This window comes from Puniceicoccus vermicola (genome assembly GCF_014230055.1).
Taxonomy (GTDB): Bacteria; Verrucomicrobiota; Verrucomicrobiia; order Opitutales; family Puniceicoccaceae; genus Puniceicoccus; species Puniceicoccus vermicola.
Genome location: NZ_JACHVA010000101.1, coordinates 245,541 through 268,281, shown reverse-complemented (window position 1 = coordinate 268,281; position 22,741 = coordinate 245,541). Strand labels below are relative to the sequence as shown.

Annotated in this window: 15 protein-coding genes; 3 read left to right on the top strand and 12 right to left on the bottom strand. The window is 54.8% G+C overall.

Annotation, left to right across the window (positions count from 1 at the left end; all coding sequences use genetic code 11):
- Nucleotides 1-18 precede the first annotated feature (18 nt).
- Complete coding sequence (locus H5P30_RS13215) at nucleotides 19-1,812, top strand: glycosyl hydrolase family 28-related protein (protein ID WP_185693402.1); 1,794 nt, start codon at nucleotides 19-21, stop codon at nucleotides 1,810-1,812.
- A 3-nt stretch (nucleotides 1,813-1,815) separates the two neighbouring features.
- Here H5P30_RS13215 and H5P30_RS13210 read toward each other — a convergent pair whose 3' ends face one another.
- From H5P30_RS13210 to H5P30_RS13190, 5 genes are all read right to left on the bottom strand, one after another.
- On the bottom strand, nucleotides 1,816-2,505 hold the full coding sequence (locus tag H5P30_RS13210; RefSeq protein ID WP_185693401.1) for a hypothetical protein: 690 nt from the start codon (nucleotides 2,503-2,505) through the stop codon (nucleotides 1,816-1,818).
- An 80-nt stretch (nucleotides 2,506-2,585) separates the two neighbouring features.
- Nucleotides 2,586-5,858: a hypothetical protein gene (locus H5P30_RS13205; protein WP_185693400.1), complete on the bottom strand. Its 3,273-nt coding sequence runs from the start codon at nucleotides 5,856-5,858 to the stop codon at nucleotides 2,586-2,588.
- Nucleotides 5,855-8,545 carry a hypothetical protein gene (locus H5P30_RS13200; RefSeq protein ID WP_185693399.1) on the bottom strand — a complete coding sequence of 897 codons (2,691 nt, stop codon included), beginning with the start codon at nucleotides 8,543-8,545 and terminating at the stop codon, nucleotides 5,855-5,857. Before H5P30_RS13200 ends, H5P30_RS13205 begins: the two co-directional genes overlap by 4 nt.
- A gap of 283 nt (nucleotides 8,546-8,828) precedes the next feature.
- On the bottom strand, nucleotides 8,829-10,175 hold the full coding sequence (locus tag H5P30_RS13195) for a polysaccharide pyruvyl transferase family protein (RefSeq protein WP_185693398.1): 1,347 nt from the start codon (nucleotides 10,173-10,175) through the stop codon (nucleotides 8,829-8,831).
- An 83-nt stretch (nucleotides 10,176-10,258) separates the two neighbouring features.
- Nucleotides 10,259-11,311, bottom strand: a complete 1,053-nt coding sequence (locus tag H5P30_RS13190) for a LacI family DNA-binding transcriptional regulator (protein ID WP_185693397.1) — start codon at nucleotides 11,309-11,311, stop codon at nucleotides 10,259-10,261.
- 132 nt (nucleotides 11,312-11,443) lie between these two features.
- Here H5P30_RS13190 and H5P30_RS13185 point away from each other — a divergent pair, with 132 nt between their 5' ends.
- Together H5P30_RS13185 and H5P30_RS13180 are read left to right on the top strand one after the other, a co-directional pair.
- Nucleotides 11,444-13,369: a heparinase II/III domain-containing protein gene (locus H5P30_RS13185; protein WP_185693396.1), complete on the top strand. Its 1,926-nt coding sequence runs from the start codon at nucleotides 11,444-11,446 to the stop codon at nucleotides 13,367-13,369.
- A gap of 169 nt (nucleotides 13,370-13,538) precedes the next feature.
- On the top strand, nucleotides 13,539-14,402 hold the full coding sequence (locus tag H5P30_RS13180) for a hypothetical protein (RefSeq protein ID WP_185693395.1): 864 nt from the start codon (nucleotides 13,539-13,541) through the stop codon (nucleotides 14,400-14,402).
- Nucleotides 14,403-14,462: 60 nt separating this feature from the next.
- On the opposite strand, the gene H5P30_RS13175 is transcribed toward H5P30_RS13180, so the two are convergent.
- The 7 genes from H5P30_RS13175 to H5P30_RS13145 all read right to left on the bottom strand — a co-directional run bounded on the left by H5P30_RS13175 (nucleotide 14,463) and on the right by H5P30_RS13145 (nucleotide 22,738).
- A complete protein-coding gene (locus H5P30_RS13175) occupies nucleotides 14,463-15,242 on the bottom strand; it encodes an alpha/beta hydrolase family protein (protein ID WP_185693394.1) in 780 nt (259 codons plus the stop codon).
- 958 nt (nucleotides 15,243-16,200) lie between these two features.
- Nucleotides 16,201-17,004 carry an SDR family NAD(P)-dependent oxidoreductase gene (locus tag H5P30_RS13170; RefSeq protein WP_185693393.1) on the bottom strand — a complete coding sequence of 268 codons (804 nt, stop codon included), beginning with the start codon at nucleotides 17,002-17,004 and terminating at the stop codon, nucleotides 16,201-16,203.
- Nucleotides 17,005-17,007: 3 nt separating this feature from the next.
- Nucleotides 17,008-18,504 (bottom strand): GH39 family glycosyl hydrolase, encoded by a 1,497-nt coding sequence (locus tag H5P30_RS13165; RefSeq protein ID WP_185693392.1) that lies wholly within the window; start codon nucleotides 18,502-18,504, stop codon nucleotides 17,008-17,010.
- A gap of 10 nt (nucleotides 18,505-18,514) precedes the next feature.
- Nucleotides 18,515-19,681 (bottom strand): galactonate dehydratase, encoded by a 1,167-nt coding sequence (dgoD, locus tag H5P30_RS13160; protein WP_185693391.1) that lies wholly within the window; start codon nucleotides 19,679-19,681, stop codon nucleotides 18,515-18,517.
- Between the two features lie 183 nt (nucleotides 19,682-19,864).
- Nucleotides 19,865-21,142, bottom strand: coding sequence for an FAD-dependent oxidoreductase (locus H5P30_RS13155; RefSeq protein WP_185693390.1), 1,278 nt, complete (start codon nucleotides 21,140-21,142; stop codon nucleotides 19,865-19,867).
- Nucleotides 21,143-21,192: 50 nt separating this feature from the next.
- Nucleotides 21,193-21,969: an SDR family NAD(P)-dependent oxidoreductase gene (locus H5P30_RS13150; RefSeq protein WP_185693389.1), complete on the bottom strand. Its 777-nt coding sequence runs from the start codon at nucleotides 21,967-21,969 to the stop codon at nucleotides 21,193-21,195.
- Between the two features lie 67 nt (nucleotides 21,970-22,036).
- Entirely contained in the window at nucleotides 22,037-22,738 is a 702-nt protein-coding gene (locus H5P30_RS13145; RefSeq protein WP_185693388.1) for an H-X9-DG-CTERM domain-containing protein, read from the bottom strand.
- Between the last annotated feature and the right edge of the window lie 3 nt (nucleotides 22,739-22,741).

Sequence of the window (22,741 nt, the reverse complement as noted above, 5' to 3'; positions counted from 1 at the left end):
ATTTTCAGACCCCCGTTCATGAAATCCTCCATCCCACTCGCCCTTACGGCCCTCTTTGCCACTGCTGCCTCTCTCTTTGCATCCGATGCACCCACCGCCCCATCGTCATCCTCTGAATGGCGGTCGGAGCTCTACCCCGTCGATTGGGAGCCAGGAAAGGTTTTTCTCGATGGATACTCCCTGAATGATTTCTCGTATGCTGGCTATCATTCCGGCCAAAAACCTCTCCCCATTGCGAACTCCCGGGAACCGGTATTCGACGTAACCGAAGCCCCATTCCTCGCCGACCCAACCGGAACTCGGGACAGCACCACGGCAATTCAAGGCGCCATTGAAGCCGCAAGCCAAGCTGGTGGCGGAGTCGTATTCATTCCAGAGGGAGTATTTCGCATCTCCCCGCAAACCCCATACATCGACGGAAGAAAAAGGACGGTATTTCATATCCAAACCAGCAACCTCGTTGTTCGTGGAGCGGGTCCGAAAAAGACCCATCTGTTCAACGATGATCCGATGATGCGGACCACGAGCATTTTTCACGTATCGCCTCGGATCCGGCAAAACGGCCCTCCGCTCTGGTTTGTCCCAAAGTCCGAGACCACTCCTCTCGAGCAGGACATCCCGAAGGGAGCAACAACGCTACAGATCGATGATGTCGACAAATTTGCAATCGGTGACACCGTAAGCATCCGGGAAGACGTCACCCAACAGTTCATCGATTCCTTCGCTCCCAGAGAAATCTTCAGTCGATTGCAGAAACTGAATCTCGGTCAAATCTATCCCCGCAAGATCATCGGGATCGAGCGGGAAACGAATACTCTGACCTTCGATATTCCCGTCCATACCAATCTTCGGGCAGACGCCAATCTGAGAATCTTCAAGATTCAGCCGCTGTTGGAAGAAGTGGGAATCGAGCACCTCTCGATCGGGATGATCCTAGACCCCTCCATTGCGGCAAACAGCGCCACGCGCAAAGGCAATGCACCGGGTGGCAACGATGTCGAAGATTGGATCTATTTCAGCAACGGAATCGAACACGGAGACTGGAAACAGCTTCTCAACTCCGAAACCAGCTCCCTCTACGGCCTCCATGCTTCCTATCTGATCCACTTTGAGCATGTCGCCAACAGCTGGATCCGCGACGTCCACACCTACCGCCCCGAATCCAACCGCGAAGCAGTCCACCTCCTTTCCAATGGATTCGCCCTCGACTGGTCTCGCCAGATCACGGTCACGGGGTGTCATCTAGCGAATACCGCGTTTGTCGGCGGCGGTGGCAATGGGTACGGCATATCAATGGGAGGACAGGACTGCCTCGTCGAGCAAACCAGTATCGACCGCTTTCGACGCCCGATCTCCCATCGATTCCGATCCACTGCTGGAAACGTCATCCTGGAATGCAGTTTCTCCAATAGTATCGGAGCGGACTGGCACATGTGGCTTTCGCCCGCGAATCTTATGGACAGCATTACGGTCGACCGCTGCATCATCGAGGCTCATTTTCGCGGCCCCGACCATGGATTCGGCACCACCGAAACCGTGATCTGGAATACCACTGGCAAACAATACCGCCCGTCGTGGTACGATCCTGACAATTCATTCATCATCAACACGGACCAAACGGGAAAAGGCTATGTCATCGGAACCAGTGGCCCCGCCTTCGAAGTCCGCAGGGACTCCGTCGACACTAAAGAGCCCGACTGGGTCGAGGGCGTAGGCCGTGGAGACACCTTGGTTCCCCAGTCTCTCTACCGGGACCAGCTGTCTCGCCGACTGGCCCGAGCTGAGCCCCAAAAACCTATTTTGGAAAACTAAGCCTCAACCCACCGATTCCGAAGGGCTGAAATCATCCGCCCTTTTCGGGACCTCCAGCTTCAGAATCCTCAGACGATCCCGCAGCCCCGGAACACTGTAGATGACAAAAAGATACCCCAACTCGGGCTGAACGATCAGTTTCTCGGAATGCCTCACTGTCCATCCCCCTGTAGGATCCATCACCGCAAACTGTACAGGAAGATAAAAGTCCTGAACCTGTCCCAGATCGACTGACACGGACTCACCAAAGGAAAGGACCTTCATATCTCCGCCAATGCGGCTCGCGAGGTCTTCGGTTCCCAGATTCAGAAAACGACCCTCCCCGCCGGCGATCTCGTTTCCTGAAAATGGGATTGGGATCAGGTGAACCCCCGGACCACTACTCCGGTCTGGCATGATCAGGATGAGCAGTCGTCGAACGCCTTCCGGAACCCGCACCGCGCCCAGTTTCATCCTCCGAGACGGATCTCCCCAATAGAGAGAAATCTCAGGCGGGCCTTCATACAAAAGCTCCCGGGATAGACGACCCACCGAAACTTCGATCTCTTCCCACGAATCCTTTCCCGGATTCCGATAGAGAATCTCAGTCGGCTTATAGCTACGCATTTGGGTCCCTCCCCCATCATCGGGTGCCGCGGCCTCAATACGAGCAGAGGGCTGGCTTAACAAGTATACCTGAAATTTGACTTCCACGATCGGAGTTTCCGCCCTCAGGAAAGTGCCTCCCAAAAGAAGAAGAGACACGAGAATCCACCCAGTTCGTAACGCCCTGCTCATAACTCACCCTCCTCCAACCAACGAAACCCTACGACCCGGTAGGCTCGACCAAACTGCTCATTGACTTCGTTAAGTGCTGGAATCCCTCGCACCATGGCTTCGTTCCCATCCCAGGGAGTCTCTGGAATATTCGCACTATCAACAAAGTCGGGAACGCGCTGCACGATCAACTCTCCCCACATCTTCACGGCATTCTCCTCGGTTAGGTCTTTGTTGGCCACGCCCATACCACGAATCCGAAACGTATCTGATCTAGCCGAAAGCACGCTTCCCAAGCGGGCAAAGAGATCCGCCTGGGTCAACCAACCCGGAATTCCCTCCGTCCGCCAACCGCGTTCCGCCGCAGCAATGAACCCCGCGAATCCACTTGGCTCCGCCTCGACGGAAATATCCTGAAGTCCATCGTTGATGCCTGCAGCGTCAATCGCTGCGGCGAGCGCCCCTTTCAACTGTGGCCCTTGTCCCAAGCCCGGATCGAGTTGCCGATTGACGAAACCCGCAAGTGAAGGAAACGGTCCTCGCAACTCAATTTCATCGACTATTGCAGTGGCAAGGTTCGCAATCTCATCCCGACTCAACTTCCGGTAACCGTCGTAAGCATCCTCGTCCTCAACACTGTAAGCTCCGTCGACCGCGGAGCCGACCGGGATTTCAGTCCGCAGGACCGGAACTCCCGGAGATCCACCAGCGGGATCCGTCACTCCGGACTGAAGTTCTACATCCGAACCGAAAAATGAGGAAAGCAGTGCGATCCAAGCCTCTTCCGAAGTGGAATTGACGTTAAACGAACCATCTATCATCAGTTCCGAAGCCGAAGTATAATAACCTCCGATAATTGCCCCGTTCCCGACGCCAGAGGATACCAACCTTCCGTTCGCAGGGACGATGGTTCCGGTGACCGGAAGAGTGGAAAAGAAATAGGCATCCCAAAGACTCTCATTCAGCAAATAGGAATAGTCGTAGTGAAGCCCCTGAAAATCCACGAACGATCCCGCCGAAGCCGGGGGAAACGATTCCCACTCCACGAAGGACGAATCGAGAGGTATTCGTGGGTCCGCAACGCTATTCCCGACCGCATACGCCGGAATCAGATTGTCAAAACGGGCATGATCATTTCTCAATCTGAGCCGATCGATGGTATCAGTGGGGACAGTCCCCGGTGGATTCCAACGGTAGAGAGGTGCCTGCATCAATTGCCCCACTGAATAGAGCCTGTCAAAGCCCGGAGAGCTTTCAAACAACACCGCGTTCTCCACCACTCCGAAATCGGACAAACCCACCGGGACCCGACTATCCGTTCTCTCATGAATCAATTGCCAGTCGGCATTACTCTCCAACATGCTGATCACCGAAGGATTTCGGACCAGATCCGATCCGGAGAATGTATGAAAATGAAGAGGGTCTGCCCCCATCGTCGAGGCGCGCGGATTGTGATTGCCCAACCACTTCACCCGAGCCACCAGCGGTCGATCCGTATCGTTTTCGACATAGGTCCGCAGCACACGAGGTCCTATTGCCTCGGCTGGTGCGAGGGGGATCGATGGTTTGGCCCGCATTTCCGCCGCCGGCGCCCCAATGGCTCCCGGAAAGCGGTAGTTCAGGTAGAGCACATCCGCCAACACCTCTTCCCCTTCGTCGCTCGTCTCCCGACGGAGCTGGATCGACTGGATTCGCGACTGCTCGATACTCGTCAGATAATGACGGTACTGACTTCCTGAATCGGTATCCGTGTTCAGGGTTCGTCCCGTGGGGAAATAGAAGCTCCAACCGGGACGAAAACCTTCCACCAAGTCATTGCTTCCCGGATCGCCTTCGAAGGCGTATGCTTCGTGCCCTGCATCCGGACTGAATACCTTCGACTCTCCCGGAGCCAAAACCACTCCCGGAATCCGAAAGACTAAGGGCTCTCGTTCTGGCGTAAATCTCATTTCATACCGAGTCGGGGAGAAAGAACCTGATTCGCCGGATCCCGGAAGATACTCGTATACGGGATCGCCATCCCCGTCTTCACCCGACTGCAGGCGGAGATACCAGTTATTGAAAAAATCCGCCAGATCCACCAACCCTGCGTTCAGGGTCAAACTCGAGGACCTCCCCGCCCGTATCACGTAATCCGTGAGCTCGAGCGGTCGATCATAGGGATTCCACAGAACGACCGCTGGAGACATGTGCATGTCGACTGTCCCGTCCGGATTAAAGGTCGGAAAAAGATAGTTCTGAAATCCCGCCAATACAGGGAAAAAGCCCACCGAAGTATCGGTCGAAGCCCGAACCGGCAGCGAATTCCCAGTCGCGTAGGAAGCCTGCACCCACGACTCCAATTGACTCCAAGCCGGTCCTCCCGGATCCCTCAGGGTTGGGGCGTCATCCAGCTGGGGGCCAAAAATCGAACCACTGGGTCCATCCGCAGCCCCCGGCCGTAAACCCGCGGTAAGATCCTTTTTCAAACCGCCCCTCACCGTATCGGCCAGAACTCCGTGACCATGAGCCGACAGATTATGGAAATGTAGTGGCAACACCTCATCCTGCCCGAATGTCGTCGCCCATTGCTCAACTTCTTCCAGCCCGACAAGGTCCCTTGTCTTCGTCGCCTCCGGATCGAACCAGCCCAGATCACGCATTTCCTGAATTCCAAAAACCTGAGGATACAACAATCCTTCATTGATCGCCCCCTGCGAGGCGCGTCCGACTACGTTCACCTTGGCTTTGATTCCTTCATCGCCCACCCAAAATGCAAACGAACCCGCATCCTCTCCATTTTCAAGGATCGATTGCAGCGGAACGACTACTTCGTCCCCTTGCCCCGCTTCCGTCTCCGTCACGAGAACTGCGGATTCCCCAGCGGCAAAGGTTATTCCACCACTGACCGGATTCCACTCCAGCGGCAGATCGCCTTCATTTCCGCTTACCAGCCAAGTCTGAACCGCCCCACTTTCATCCCAAACTCCCGTCCAATAATCCGGTAAATTATCATTCGCGGGATCATCCCCTTTGATCAGGTCCGAACGCGCACTGACCGCCTGATCCGGGCCGGTAAATTTCTGCAAGTGACCCAAGGCCACCGAAAGAGAAAGGATGGTATTCTCACGCGCGGAACGAATCGATTGATCACCTCGAGAAGTCCGCACCTCCACGTTGAGGTGCGTGTAAAGCGTGACCAAAAGGAGCAGCATCAGTCCCATCATCCCGAGGGCCGTAATGAGAGCAAACCCTCTGCGAGGGTCGGGATCCGAGTCGCGACCCCAAGTTTCGAAGGCGAATTTTCTCATGGCGCAGCTTCACTTTGAGGTTCATCGCCCCATTCATCCTCCACCGCAAATTGCAGCGTCAGCGGCTCCCCGTCCCGCGGGAAGGGAATCACCAATCTTCGAATTTCCTTCAACGCCGACGTTTCCAGGATTCCGGATTGATCGGAATTCCAGGAAATCCGGACTCGCCCCGATCCCCGGTGAAAACTCAGCGATGACCGATCCTCCGAGATTCGCACTCTTGCCTCTTCCGAGACCAGAATCGGCAGATTCAATCGATTGTCATCCGAACTTCCTTTCGTCTCCAACGACACACCAAGTCTCAAACCATCCGGCTCCTCTTGATAGTTCCACCGCAGATCGGTGTCCTCTCCCAACCGGGAAACGAATTCGGTCAAGTTCTCACCGCTCGTCTCCGCCCTCCCGACCGGCTCTTGTGCATTGTAGGCAAGGGATCCGGTCGCCGTCTCTCGATACACACAGCTAAAGGTGAAATCCTTGGCATTCTTGACGGCTCGATTGGCAACTGGACTCGAAGGCTGCATCGACGCCAGGAAAGTGCCGACCTCCGGACTCCAGAGCACAGTCGGTCCGCCCCCCGCCAGCAGCCCCAGATCTCGCGTCGAACCGGGCACCTCATAGAAAACGACTCCGTAGATGCGATTCAGATTCCAAGCGAAAAGCCCCGGAAGATCCCAAACTCGATCGTTTTCTTCAAACGGCAAGGAGGCTGCCCCGACCTTCTCCGGCAAGGAGAAAGCTTGGGCCAAATAAGGCAGCCAGAGTCCCCGGGCAGACTTCCCGGGAGCCTCGGCATGGATCCCGCGACGTATTCCCTCTTTGATGACATTCACGGCCTGCCCATCGCTTTTTGCAAGATAGGAAAACGTCCATGCCTCCCCGGGCTCGTCGTCTTCACTGCCTTTCACGAGATCGAAGCGGGCCGCGCCAAGCGGAAATTCCGACCGGCTCATCATATCTCCCGGATATCCGTTCCCCGCGAACGGCCCCTGAGTTCGGCAATTCATCGAAGTGGGCGAATGCAAACGGCCGGAAGGCTGAGGAAGCCAAAAGAACTTTCGAAACTCCAAGTTCTTTTCAATCCCTTCCCGCATCATATCCACAATCTCAGGATCGGCTTCAGGCAACTCTTGGTATTCCCAATAGGAGGACACCAAGCAATAGGTGTTCAGCCGATCATAGTTCCCGTCCGGTCCACCGTTCTCTAGAAAGTAACCCGCCGGATGCTGTCCAAAATTCGAATTCACGCCGTGTGCCCCTTCCAGATACGCGGTCATCATTCTCTCGAAGTAATCAAGAAAACGCTCCTCTCCGGTCGCAAGAAAGACCTCCAGATGCCCTCTCATCATATGTGCCCACTGGTTGGACATATAACCGGTAAAATCGGCCGACTTGTCTCCAACCGCCATCATCCCCTGCTTCCAGATCGAACGAACCTCCGGAGAGAGCCATGGCTCCAACTCCCAGTATGCTTGAGAAAGAGCTCCCGGATAGATGAAGAAAGTGAGCACGATCGGATGAGTCGTTTCATACAAGTCATTATCGCGCAGAAGATCATCTCCCTGCATCGAAGCGATGTGGAAAAATGCGAACAAAGTGGCTCTCCGGATCAACTCTTCATTGCCATACGCTGGGTTCCCCTCGGAATCGAACGCGACGGCGGAAGCGATAGCCGACGCGTCCATCCAGGCCAACCGCTTCGTATAACGAAAGTTTTGCCAAGTAGGTTCCCCTTCGAGGTAGCCGTCAGGAGCACTGATCCCATACCAGGGACTTGAAGGATCAAGGTTCCGATTTTGCGCCTCGAGGATCCCCCCCAGATTATTGATCGGACCGTATTTTCCATAAGCCAATGCGTCCCATCGAGGTTCTTCCAACGCCTCAGGATCAATCTCTGAAAAATCAAGATTCGGATTCCCAATCTCTCCACTTTGACGAACCATCCAGTCACGCGCCCGGGCCTGCAGGGGTCCACCGACCCAGATCCCGTGGCTCTCGACCAATCCTCCTTTCAGGCGCTCCGCCGCTTCGGGGGTAGGACAGATCAAACCGGGAACCCCCTCAAAGAACAGGCCTCCCGCAAATTGCTCTGGAACAACGACCTGAACCACAGAATCCAGCTCTGGAGAATCGACCTCCACCCGGCCAATGCCACGAGGAGAATCTTCCCGGATACCCTCAGTGAGAATTTCGCCTGCTTCGGTCAGAATTCGGAATCCCCGTGGGCTTCCTGATTCCAAAGCGACCAGAAAACCCTCGGCTGATGGCGGCACCCAAACATAACCAGGACGCGGCATTTCTGGAGTCACCCCCAGGCCCATCTCACCCCGCACTCCCCAAGTATCGGATTTGGGAGCACAGATTTCGACCAAATCCCCAGACCGCCCTCCTGAAAAAGAAATCCTCCAAATCCCCCCACTCCCTTCTGGAATCGGCAAATCCGCTTCAAATATCCCGCTCTCATCGCCGGGGAATTCGTGAAAAGCCACGAGATCTCCGCTCGGCGAGAACACCCGAACAAGAGTGATTGGAGGATAAGTCTCATTCCTCGGCTTCGACGTACTCCAACGCACTTCCATCGTCTGAGGACCAGGCGCTGGATACTCGATCAACATCCCCACCCCGCGGACTCCACCAGGTTGCGAGACGATTTTTGCCGTTTGGCGCAAGGATAGGTCCTTCTTCATTTCCATGAATTCTTCCGCTCTCCCTGACAGCAGACACCCAGAGAAGAAAAAAATGCTCGCGAGGAAACAACGCGGTACCGCACGAGAAGAGAGCAAAGAGGTAGTCATCGAAAGGGGTAAAAAGAGTTTAAAACAGAAAACAGTAAAATTCAGGTATTTTTCAGAATCAAACAAGCAGGACAAAGTTCAACATCGCCGAACCCGTCGCAGGTTCACTCCGGAGCAGAGAATCCATGAGATATTCTGAACCATTCTCTGAAGCCCACTGGGGATATGCCGGAACTCAAACATTCTGATGATTCTCAACCGGAGCTGCCGTCGAGCTTTCGAGAACCTTCTCTCTCACGATCGCCATCGACTGGCGATGTCCCTCTCGCACCCGCACCATAATTTCATTCACAAACCGGAGGGCCGATTCACGGTCTTGGTGGATCTTCAAAAGACACTCCACGACTTCGTCGCTGGAGGTCTCATCCATCTCAAAGAACCAGTCGTCCATTCCGATATCGGGCCACATCTGACCCTTAATCGTATCCGTCGCATGACGAAGAAAAATCGTAGGGACGCCTACCGAGAGTGCAAAGATTGGCGAATGGTTGTCCATACTCAGGACCGCCTCTGATCGAGCATAGACCGAGCAAGCCATCCCCGGAGACCAGAAATATGGCAACCAGACCACGGAAGAGCGAACATCATCCGGCAGTCGGTCCACGATCTCCTCCCGGCCAAGTTCTACCTGATAGGTCATTTCCGGACAGATCAGCACCTTTCTTCCCGTCTCTCGAACCCACCGAATCACAACCTCTCGCATCAAATCGAAATCGTGTTTCCGATACCGTTCACTGACCTTCGCTCCTCGAAGATCACGGCCCGTCGGAGTCCGGCGATGGATTTTGTGATAGGGAGTATATCGCAATCGCGGAATAACGGCGAGAAAGCGCCCGCTCTCCAATTGATTCCCGACAAGAAAGCGCTCGCTTTCCTCCTCCTCCCTTAGGTCGATCTCGAAAGCACCATCGGGAGTAAAATCCAAGACCTCACACGAAAGATCCTGACTGCGCAAATACCGAAGACTGAGAGAGTCGCGGCAGAGAACGAACTCCGCCCCATTGAGGATTCTCCGCAATTTTTCCGAGAGATCCGAGGAAGGAAGACCATCCACCTGCTTCTGCTGTTCCGCTAAACTCCCTCCCTCTCCAGGTCCTCGTTCATCCTCTGCCGGAATCGTCAGAGGATCAACCGTAACGCCAAATATTCCGTAAGGCTTGCCCGTCATTGCCGACCAGGCAACCAAATCGTCTCGGGCCACAATTCCGGGACCTGATCCATGAAGCAGGAAATCGGCCTCCCGAAAGATCCGCTGGAGATCCGGGTTTGAATGCGTGCCCGCTTCATCAAGCTCTCCGCGGATCAACTCCACTTGAGGGAATCGCTCCTGCAGAGCTCGCTCATCCTCCAGATTCGTCCAAAGAGTGACGCGGGCCTCCGGAAAATACATCTCCAACAAGTGAAGGACTCCCGGCGTGTGACCGATATCGCCGATATTGACGGCCTGCCATGAGGACCGCAACAGAATGTGGGGACTCCGTTGTGCGGAGGTGGAATTCGAGGGACAGAGAGGCGCTGACATGACCCCACAACCTCGGATTTACTCCCTCGGATGCAACAGGCTGATCTCTGCACCCGTTCAATTGTGACGAGTAAACTTAAAGCCTATGAGTGTTCGGGAAAGGACTTCCCCGGATTCCAAGCTCCCTTCACCGCTATCGTCCGAGGATATTGAGGGATCCCATACTGATTGCTCTGCAAAAGCGAAATCAACAATTCCACCGCAGCGCCCCCAACCTCGGAAGTTTGCGGATCGATTCCCGCTAAACCGGCCTCACCCCGCTTCACCAAATTGATCAGGCGAACATCATCTGGAATGGAAACCCCAGCCTCCTCGAGCCAATTTCGCACTTCATCGCCCGCGACCAACAACGTGTCCGGAGTATGCTTCTGGAACCATACCAGGAATTCTTCTTTCCCAAAATCGCTCCCCTTTTCCGGGACAAACGGAATCCTCCGACGCACCGGAAGCTCCCGCTGATAAAGAAGAAAACGAGCCATCCAGTTATAATCCGAACCCCGATTGCGGCTCTTCGGAATCGCAAACCCCACACGCTCTCGATTGCTTCGGTGCAACATCTCGATCGCAATATTCACATCATAGGTGTAGTCTGGAACCACTTGATTCAGCTCCTGATAGTTCCCGTTAAAGCCCACCAGAACCGAGACGAAATACTGCCAGTCCAGTTGAATATCCAAGCGCTCCCCAGAAGCCGTAGATCCACCGGGAAAAATCAGCACCCCGTGAATTCCCCGGGACAAAAAAATCCGACTCAGCCGACTCGCCGACACGCCCAACTCATCAGCACAGAAAAGGTCGACACTGAATCCTTGTTCGGCCGCCTTTTTCTTAATCGAATCGTATAGCATCCCGTAAAACGGGCTCGCACTTGTCATCTGCTCGGCAACATACGCGGTCTTTACCAAGACTGCAATCGTCTCACGATAATCTTTATGCTTCCCTTTAAGCTGTGCCATCAACACCGAGACCAACGGGTTTGGTCGATAGCCAAGCTTCTCCGCCTCACTGCGAATTTTCTTCCGAGTCGATTCCTTGATGCTCGGATGATCCCGCAACGCCAGCGAAACCGTCGAGCGACCATAACCGGTCTTGTCGGATATATCCTGCAGGGTAACTCTTGTCGATTTTCCGGCCATCAGGGCGAGTACTGGGGTGTGGTAGTGGGAGAGGAAAAGGTCGGGAAAGGTCCCTTTTCAATCGAACAATTTGAACGAATACAATAATTCAGGAATTGGGGTTTGCCCCGAGTCAACCATAAAGGATTTTCCATGATCACCCCTCCTCAACTATTTCGCTGGGCGTCCGTCGCATTCGTAGCCTCCATGCACATATCCACTCAAGCCTCCCGTGCCGAAACCCAATCTTTCGGCGAGCGTCTCGATTCGATTCACCCGGAAAGTGCCCATGTAGAGACCACTCAGATTCTTGAGAAAGCGGCAGCCATTGCCCAAGGTCCGATTCTCGAGAGAGCCGATTCGGTGGCCGACATGGAACCGAACAGCGGGAAACGCGTAACCGACAGTCGCGCCAAGTGGAAATCCCTCCTCGAGCGGAAACCCGATGCCGCAGAACCGTTCGCGCTCGCCAGCGGAGACATGGGGGCCTCCCGTATTCTTTTCGAAGAACTTCCTCTCCTCGCAGCGACCTATCGCATCAATGGTTCTCCCGAAGTCAAAGACTACATGATTCGACAACTGGAGGAGATCGCCACTTGGTCCCCATTCCAACGCCCCGGATGGACGCTTCCTCACCGAAAAGACGAGCTTCCCCCGGAGGGAGATGGTGTCTGGCTCGCCACGGGAACCATGCTTCAAACCCTTGCCCTGGTCTTCGACATCCTTCCCGAGGACACCCTTCCCGACGACTTGGTTGAATCCATCCGCACAAGAATGCGGGAAGAAGTCGAACTGACCTACGACCATTGGGTGCGGGAGATTCCTTGGTATGTCCAAAAGGAAGCGTCCCACTCAAACCAGTGGATCGTTCCCGCGAGCGGAATGCTGATCGGAGCGATTTCCCTCGGAGAAGAGGATTTACAAGACGCCTATGAACTCGGGCTCAAAAGTCTGACCCTAAGCCTAGCAAATACCGGATCCGACGGCTCCATGAACGAAGGCTACATCTACGCCCTCTCCTGGAGCATGCGCTCCCTCATTCTCGCGAATCACTTTATGAACGAGACCGGGAATCAACAGTTCGCCAAAAACAGATTCTTCACGAACCTTCCCGGCTGGATCGCCCTCTTCTTTCAACCCGGTGGAAACCTCGTGAATGCATTCGACGGTTTCCGCACTCAGACCGGAGAAGTCAATGCGGTACGCCCCGATGTCACTTTCGTAGCGGGAATCACTGGCGATGCCTCACTTCAGTGGGTCATCAATAACATTCTTGAGGGACCCAGTCCTGATTTCTCGGGATTGCTCGTCCTTGCAGAATCGTCACAACCCGTTCAACCCTCCCTCTGGGGAGTGTTCGAAAAATCCTCTCTTCTCATTTGGCGAAGCTCCTGGAATACAAATGCAAGTGGTCTCTGGGCTCGCGGTGGAGACGTCGACGACTTTCATGACCATCACGACCGTGGACATGTGAACTTCATTGTCGATGGAGTGCCCATCCTAATCGAAAGCGGAACGCCCGGATATTCTCATCCTCAAAAGAAGCAGAACTACGACTCTGCTATGGGCCACAATGTACTCCTCTGGGGAGAAGAAATCTATCCTGCAAAACAACCTGCTGGAATTCAGGTGACCCGGCTGAGCGAAGAAGGAGGAATCGCGGCGATCGATCTCCAATCCGTTTACAACCAATTGGAGAGCTACACAAGGCACCTCGAATGGAGCACCCGCAATCTTATCGTCAAAGATACCCTCACCGCCTCCGAATCAGATGCACAACCTGCGTCGATTCGCTGGCATCTCTCCTCCGATTCCCCACTCGAGATCGAAGAAGAAAACGGCCAATTCGTGGTCCGAGTTCCGTCCTCAACGAAGAATCTCAATCACGGGAAAAAGCTCGAACTTCCAGCCGTTCAAATCTCCATTCGCTCCAACATCGGAATCACCGTTCAGGAACAAAAACATCCGGACCACACCCTAAAGTTCCGCTCTCAGAACAACCTTCATACCGTTCTCGAAATCAGAGCCGATGCGCCCGTCACCGACTGGACTCTGGAAACCGAGTTTGACGTGCAGTAACCCCCAAACAAAGGGCACTTGAACGAGTGCAAAAACGAGCGACTTGCTAATTCAACCTCACGCTCTTCACTCCCAAACAGTCATTCAATAACTCGATCCGATCCGGTTCCGGCATACCCATTGTTCACCGATCGGAATCTCACCATCATAACCTCATCCATCCCCAATTATGCACAACCTCGTAAAAACCTCCCTCCTCTCCTCGACACTCCTTGCTGCCAGCGGCATCTGCTCCCAAATGGTTGCTCAAGTTTATGTATGGGAAAATCCGACACGTCAGACTGATACCGGAACCATCTACACGATCCCGAAGCTTGTCGAAGCGAGCAACGCTTCCTCCGTTTCGGCCGTTCGGGGCTCTGACCAATTTGGAGCAGTTCAGGTCTGGGGAGATACCGGCACCGATTGGTTGGCTGGAAATGCCACGATCAACGGACTGCAAAGCAACGATGGAATTATGAATTTCTCGGACAGCAGTCTTCCTGACGTTCGTTTCAGCTTCTCGGGAACCCCGAGCTCTTCGGCAGGCACCCTGATCGCGAGTAATTACGCATTTTCTTCAGCTCCCGGTGAATCCTCATCGATGCGAGTCACTGCAGGAAGCACCACCGTGCCCGTTTCCACCACTTTGACGATTGATTTCGGAAACTGGAATGGATCGATTTTCGACAGCTCCGTGAACGCCGTGAGGGCCGCAGGATTCACTCTAAATTCCACAGAAGACCGTTGGAATGATCTCGATTCCCTATCGGTCACCTTCTACGACACCGAAGGCGGGGCCCTGAGCACTCAGGCCTTCCCGGTCGGGTTTCCTCCCGCGGATTCCTCTTCTCTCTTCTTTGGATACGAATCCACCTCGGCAACCGTCGGATCCGTGGAGATCACGATCGTCGGCACGAATAGCGAGATTCTCGGCCTCGACGAATTTGGATTCTCCTCAATCCCAGAAGCATCGACGATCCTCTACGTCGCTCCGATTGCCATCATGGGAGTCCTCCTTCATCGACGCCGCAAGAATTCATTGAGCCGCTGAACACGGCTCGAAGGCCGTTGGGAAAATCCGAACCCCATCCGACGAGACTCCAGAAGGAAATTAACGACGAGAAAAACTACGAAGGAGAAAATTCACAACTGGCGTGGGGTCCTCCAAACCATGAGGGTGATGCTTGCCGCCGGGTTTGAGAATCTCCTCGTAGCTTCCTCCCAGTTCCTTGAAGCGATCCCGAAGAACGACCGTATTCTCCTCGTAAGGAACCGTCTCGTCGCTGTCCCCACAAACGTGAAAAACCGGGATCCCGGCCTCCGCGATCGGTTGCAACACTTTGGTTGACAGCGGCTGCTTCTCATAAGCCCGGGCCTCTTCGTCTGTAAGGTCGTAAACACCGAGAAGGTTCTGCCAATCGCCCTCGCTTCCGGGACCAACTCCCGCGCCACCAGGCCAACTGCGGAAATCGCAAACCGGATTGTCGGCATAGATCCCACAAACGTGGTCCGGATGCTCGGATGCATAATTGTAGGCCGAAAGCCCGGCGCGGCTCAGGGCGACAATGCCCATTTTTGGGGCCAGTCCCAGCTTGCCGGTGACAAACTGATACATCTCCTCAAATCGCTCGACCGCTTTCGGACAACCATAGTGGTTGGGAAGATCCAAAAAGACCCGAGCCCACCCTTTCTCCAAGAGCATGACATCCGTATTGGCAAAAGGCTCAAAAAACTCGGGCCTCCAGAACCACGGACGCCCATCCGCAAATTCACGGGGTAGAACGATTCGAAGGGAAATATCTCCCAAAGGAAGAATCCATCCTTGAAAGCCCTGCCAATCGGCACGCTCAGCTCCCAGCTCCTGAAGGGTAATACAACAATTTTCGATCATAAGGTTCTCGGATCATTCTCTGCTTCGCTGTCAAAGACAAGAAAGAGATCCTCTCGCCCAGAGCAAATATTCCCAGACGGTTGGAATTCGAACAATCCAGATGTCTCGCCTAGTGTTTGAACCGTCTGCCCAAAACCGTACCGTGTAGCTTCAGCAAACGGATCCTGCCTCACCGGCGTTACCTCTCCAACGAGTCCGGATCTGCTGAAACAACTAAGACTCAATCCAGTTCTCATCCGAATATCCGTCGGAGGGGCAAACGCGGAGGCGCAGCTGAAGCTGCGGCCTTACTTCCCGAACCTTGTAGCTTCAGCAAACGGATCCTGCCCCTCAGACGTTACCTCTCCAACGAGACCGGATCTGTTCAAACGGCTAAGACTCAATCCAGGGCTCATCCGAGTATACGGCGGAGGGGCAAACGCGGAGGCGCAGCTGAAGCTGCTGCCCTACTTCCCCGTACCGTGTAGCTTCAGCAAACGGATCCTGCCTCTCAGGCGTTACCTCTCCAACGGTACCGGATCTGTTGAAACGGCTAAGACTCAATCCAGTGCTCATCCGAGTATCCGGCGGAGAGGCTGGCGCGGAGGCGCAGCTAAAGCTGCGGCCCTACTTCCCGTACCGTGTAGCTTCAGCAAACGGATCCTGCCTCTCAGACGTTACCTCTCCAACGAGACTGGATCTGCGGAAACGGCTAAGACTCAATCCAGGGCTCATCCGAGTATACGGCGGAGGGGCAAACGCGGAGGCGCAGCTGAAGCTGCGGCCCTACTTCCCGTACCGTGTAGCTTCAGCAAACGGATTCTGCCTCTCAGACGTTACCTCTCCAACGAGACTGGATCTGCGGAAACGGCTAAGACTCAATCCAGGGCTCATCCGAGTATACGGCGGAGGGGCAAACGCGGAGGCGCAGCTGAAGCTGCGGCCCTACTTCCCGAATTCCGTATCGGCCTTCTTCGTTCTACACCGCAACTGTCGCTGGCAGTTGCTGGATGTCCATGCCCCCGTCTAAGACGATTTGGGAGCCGACGAGAGTTGGCGCGGAATCCGAGGCGAGAAAAACCGTGGTGCGGGCGATTTCTTCCTGAGAGCTCGGTGCGTGACTCGGAATATTCGCCTTTCGGCGATCCGCGACTCCTTCATCGAGATGGTTCCAGCGCTCCGTCCACACATAGCCGAGGACAAGCGAATTTACCCGAATCCCATCCCCCGACAACTCCTGGGCCATCGACCGTGTCATCGAATCCAAGGCGGCCTTGCTCACATTGTAGCCGCTGCGACCGTGGATACCTCGGCGCCCCGCAAGGGAGGAGATATTAACGATTGAACCTTTCTTTCCCGTATCCTTGAGATACTGCGCAGCGATCTGCGAGCAGAGAAAAGCCCCGAACAAGTTCACCTCAATGACCTCTCGAAAGAATTCGGGTGACTGCTCGAGAAAACCCGATTCTCCAAGCCCCAGATGGGCCGCATTGTTGATCAGAACATCCGGCATCCACCCCTCGGACTTAAGTTGATCGAATGCTTTCTCAATCGCCTCCGGCTGACCCAAGTCAAAACTGATCGAATACAATTCCGCTTTCGGATAGTCGGACTCCATTTCGCTCTTCGTCGACCGCAGATTTTCTTCAGATCCGTGAAGAATGACTCGGCCCCCCGTTTCAATAAAGGCGGCAGCAATCGTTTTTCCCAGGTTGCGGGAAGATCCCGTGACCAGAACGGTCTTACCGGAGAAGTTCAGATGGGGAATGGTATCCACTTTCATAAATCAGCTAATTTCGGGGAACAGGGAAGCGTCGGTCAGGACCAACGGATAATCGGCAAAAGGAAGACGGAACTTCATCCCTACGTGTGCATCATCGCAGATGAACGGCTCGCCATGGCCGGAAAGATCGTACACCTGCCCGGTCATGAGGTCCGCGAGAACCGGTTTCTCGAATTGAAGATCACTGTCCGACCAGAAGACGAGATCGATACTCTGAGCCGGCATCTTCTGCTGGGGATCGGCCGTATTCCAAAAGGCCAGGAGCGGACAACCGCTCCGCACAAACGAAACGCCCATCGCCGTCGCCAGCACCCCACTTTGCTGCGGATGTTGCTCGTCCGGATTGAGGAATCGATAGAAGAGCTCTCGCCGCTCACTCTCATCATCAAAGAGAGAACAAACCCGCTGAAACACTTCGAACGAATACTTCGGTTCGTAGGTCGCTCCGTTGATAAGGCCCATCATCACCGGCTTTTTGACTCCCCCATCCGCTTGCCGATACGGACGCCCCATCAGATCGATGGCGTGGAAATACAAAGACATATCGAAGCCGGCTTTCAAATCGGCGAGCACCCGACGAGCGACCCACTTGGCCTGGACCACCTCGTCCGTATCATAGAGACCCAGCCAATCGTCGTTATGACCCGCGGTCTGCGAAGGACAGCCATTCTCTCCCTGCCAGACGTCAATCACCTTTCCTCCGGAATATTGCTTCAACAAACGCCGCACCAGATCGTGCATGTTCTGCAAGTTCGCCTCGGGAACCGACTGATACGGATGGAAGGAGAAAACATCGATCTCCTCGGTCAACCCGGCCTTCAGGGCCGCTTCGAGAAAAGGAGGGTCCATCTTCGACATGGCTCCACCGACGATCTTCGCATCCGGAATCGATTCCCGGACCGCGGCCGCAGTTACTTTAACCAGCTCCGCATACTCCGCGCCGTCCGGCTTCGACGGATGCCAGAACTGAGGAATGTTCGGCTCATTCCACACTTCCCAGAAACGCACCTTGCCCCGAAAGCACTCGCCAAGCGCTCGCACGTAATCCACCCAAGCGGCTTTTCCTTCCTCGCCGTAGTAGAGTGGCACATAGCCCACGGCCGATTCGTGTGGAACATCCGGCATGTAGAGCTGATTGCCGAAACTGACGCAAAAGAAAGGCTCCACCCCGACCCGGAGGAGGTTGTCCACAATCTCCTCCAGCCAGGCAAAATCATAGCGCCCTTTCTCGGTTTCACAGCGACTCCACCCCGTCTGCACCCGAGCCCACTTGGCTCCGAGCTTCTCCATGAGCGGATAGACCCGGTCCGGGTCGAACATGAAACGGTCCAGCGTCTCAAACCCCACCCCGATTCGGGACGACCGAATATCAGTCGTATTGCACGTGCTCATCTCTCCGATACGGGAGTATCCGAGCTCCTCCAGATTCGCAATCTGCTGCTTTTTCAACGCCGGAAGATCCTGTTCTTCGACGAAGCTCTTGGGGTCGATGGTTTCCATCGGGGCGATCCTAGTTTTTGAAAATGTAGCCGCTGTCCTGCGGACGGATGTCGGTCAACGTTCCGTCGTAGTGGCGCAAGGCCCGCGGTTGGTAGGGATGCTCCTTCATCGCCTCGATATCGATATCAACGCCCAGTCCCGGAGTGTTCGGGATGGTCAGGAATCCATCAGCAAACTCCGCATCCTCCCGAGCCACATCCTTCCGCCAGTTCACGTCCGTCGCCATCGTCTCCAGGCGAATGACATTATTCGAAAGGGCCGCCACATGCAGGGTCGCCGCATTGGCCACCGGTCCGCAGGGATTGTGCGGGCAGCACGGAATGTAGTGGGCTTCCGCCATGTCGGCGATCCGGCGCAACTCGAGGATGCCCCCGGCGTGAATCACATCGGCTTGCACGAAATCGGCCGCTTTTGCTTCGAAGAAAGGAATATATTCCCAACGGCTGTACAGACGCTCCCCGGCCGCGATCGGCACCCGCGAGTAGCGTCGCACATCCGCCAGAGCTTCCAGATTACCCGGAGGAAGCGGCTCCTCGAACCACGCCACATTGAAGGCCGACAGCATATCCGAAATCCGTTTCGCGGTCGGGACGTTGAAACGCCCGTGTCCTTCAATCAGGAGCTCGGCCCGTCCGTCCACGACCTCGGCCACGGCCGCCACACAGGCTTCCGCAGTTTTCATCACCTCGGGCGAGGCATCGAGATAGGATTTCCCAAACGGATCCCATTTCAGTCCCTTGTAGCCGGACTCGATGGCCACCTTGGCCTTTTCGGCAAACTCCTCCGGCTTGCGGGCTCCTGTAAACCAGGCGTTGGCATAGCACTGAATGCCGTCGCGCACCTTCCCACCGAGCAGTTCGTAGACCGGCACGCCCAAGGCCTTGCCCTTGATGTCCCAGAGCGCCATTTCCACCGCGCCAAGAGCCGACATGTAGACCGGTCCGCCCCGGTAGTAAACTTCACGATTGACATCATCCCAGATCGACTGGATGTCGCCGGCATTGCGTCCGATCACCGATCGTCCAATCTCAACCATCGCCTCGGCAACGGTCTGTTCACGGTATTCCAGAGAGGCTTCCCCCCAGCCGTAAATTCCCTCGTCAGTCTCGACTTTCAGGAATACCCAGTTGGTGCGAAAGCAATCGCAGATGTAAGGAGTCAGCGCAGTAATCTTCATAGGAATCAAAAGGGGTGAATGAACTAGAAGCATCACAAACCCTTCGACTGAGAGCAACCGAACACGCTTAGCATTGATGCGCCAAAAGTTAATAATTTTGGGCGTAGAGGAGAGCAGCGAATCCTCCTCTCGCCGAATTGTGCCAGTGACCTACCCGATCCAAGACATCCGCCCGTTCCCGATTCAGGACGTGATCTGCTTACTGTAGGTGGAGAGCTTTTCCTGATCTGAACAGATCGTGTGCGGAGTGGTTTCATTCGCCAGGCAATAACCTGCGAAGGAACCCGAAGCCTCTCCCATCGCGACCGCATTGCCGGTCACCCTATAGGACGCATGAGCCCAGAAATCCCCGCTAATACAACGGCCCGCCATGAGCAGTCCATCCACATTTTTCGCAACGAGTGCACGTAGGGGTATGTCGTAGGGTTGGGTTTGAACTCCGTCGGAATCATAGCTTTTGCCCGCTTCCGGATTCGTGGAATGGACATCCACGCAGAAGGTGGCACGGGCAATCGCATCGTCAAATCGTACCCCCCGCACCAGATCATCCACAGTCAGCCGATACCACCCATGCAAGCGCCGGCCTTCTCGCACCCCGATTTGCTCAGCGGTGGCGACCAACCTCAACCCAGCAAAAGCCCCTCCCTGTGATCTCAATGATCGAACAATCTTGTGAATTTCTCCTCGTGCTTCCCGGGTTGCCTCGGAGATACCCTCGGCATCATCACAACGAACGGAATATTGGTGATTGGTCATCAATCCGTAGACATCCGGATGAATGCGAAAGAGACTCGGACTTCGATAGGAAGGAGAATGCCCCCCGGACTCGATGGCCTTACACAACACCTCTTTCGGAGAGTCCGAATACTCTCCATTCGACTCAACGACATAGGGATCGATCTCGGGTGACGAGACCCCCGTGACGATCGCCATCAGAGACATCGGCTGAACTTCCCCCGACACCGGGTGCCCCATTTCAAAGCCGTTTCCAGCCAGAGCGCCCAAATCGCCGTCCCCCGTACAATCAATAAAGACTTTCCCCTCCCAGGATTCAAAACCCGACTTACTGTGCGTTTCTACCGAGGTCAAACGCCCTTGAACCATTCTCGCTGCCGTCACCTGGGTATGCAGCCGAACGGCCACTCCCGCCTCTTCACAAAGCTCGTCCAGCACCCACTTCATGACCTCGACATCGTATCGGTTACTGGGAATCGCGGACCGACCTTCGTATTGAGACAACCGTTGGTAAATCTCCTCCATCAATCCGGTCTTGTTTTCCGAATCCAAAATTAAGGTCAAAGCCCCGGCCGTCCAGACCCCTCCCAAGCAACCATGCCCTTCGAGTATTAGCACCTTCGCCCCCGTCCGACTGGCGGCAATCGCAGCCGCTATGCCAGCCGGTCCTCCGCCGGCCACGATGACATCGAAACTCCGCGAGTGTGAGGAAGAAGGCAGTTTCATAGAATGACTTTTATGGAGAGAAAAAATTGCCGGAAAGACGAAACCATCGATTACCGGAGGTACATCCCTCCATTCACATCCAGGGTCGCTCCCGTGATGTAGTCGGCGGCGGCGCTGCAGAGGAAGGCAACGGACATCCCCACATCCCGAGGCGCACCCACGCCGAGTGGAACCGATTTCGCCAACTCTTTAATCCCATCCGCTCCGTGCGAACGTTCCAGCAACTCGGTCAAAATGATCCCCGGCGCTACCGCGTTCACATTGATCCCTAGCGGAGCCCCCGTCCTGGCCAACGTTTTCGTAATGCCAAGCATCCCGCTTTTCGATGCCGCGTAATGAACCGGCCCCATAAATGCCCCGCGATGGGCGACGACCGAAGCGATGTTCACGATACGCCCGAACTTTTGGTCCCTCATTAGCTCCATCGCCCTCTTCGAGCACAGAAAGCAACTCTTGAGATTGGTGTCGAGGATGCGATCCCACTCCTCTGTCGACGTCTCAAAGATATCTTGAGTAATCGCGGTTCCGGCATTGTTCACCAAGAAATCCAATCTCCCGCAATCCTTTACGATTTTCTCAAAGAGAGCATTCACCGCAATCTCGTCCGAAACATCGGCGGCCATATTCCAGACTTTGTGCCCTTCTGCCTTTAGCTCGCCAACCAATGTTGCAGACGCACCCTCAGCTCTTAGGTCGTTGACGATGACCGACGCACCATTCCGAGACAGTTCCTCAGCAATCGCCCGTCCCAAGCCTCTCGCAGACCCAGTCACCAGGGCAATACGACCTGAAAGATCAAAGGGAGATTTTTTGTGCGAATAATCCATATTCCAGACAAAGTTGATACACCACCATCAAGGCTCTACTAGAACAAACCAGAAACGGAATACAGAATCAGTCCGTATCCCGAATGGTCCAACCCCCTCCGGGGGCCGCCATTGTTCCGTCGCCAATGGTTTCTTCAGGGTTCAAGAATTCGACATGTCCATCCATGTACAGGTAGTTAAATTTTCCACCATACATATCGGCTCCATGCGTTAATTGTTGATTGGGATTGTCAGTCACTGCCACTGAATCACCAAAGACGACATTCGTATCCGAGCTTCGTTCGACCAGCAAAAGAACCTTCATCGGCTCGGGAATATTCAACCCACGAGCCACCGGAGGAGCCTCCTTTTTGCGTGATGTCGCAGCAACCCCTAAGCCATTGGCGCGAACCATGGAATAAGTGCGAGGCTCTTGGTTATTCCAACGACGTTTCAGGGTGTCCGCTGGGGAGTGCAGCAACGCTTCGATCTCCGAGTCATCCTCCAAATACTCGGCTAAATAGTGGTCCCACACCATTCGCCTCCCGTCGTAGGAATGGGAAGCCGGTGGCAATTCAAAATCGTGATTAGCTTGGTATTGCTGGAACAATACCCCAAGCTGTCTTAGATTCGACTGCGATACCGTAGCAGCCATACGAGTACGAACTGTCTGGGTCACGGGTATAATGATGGCCGCGAGAATAGCGATAATCGCGATCACCAACAATGACTCGACCAGGGTGAAAGCTCCATCGGAACTGAAATCAGACCTTGCTCTCGGATTGTGCATGCG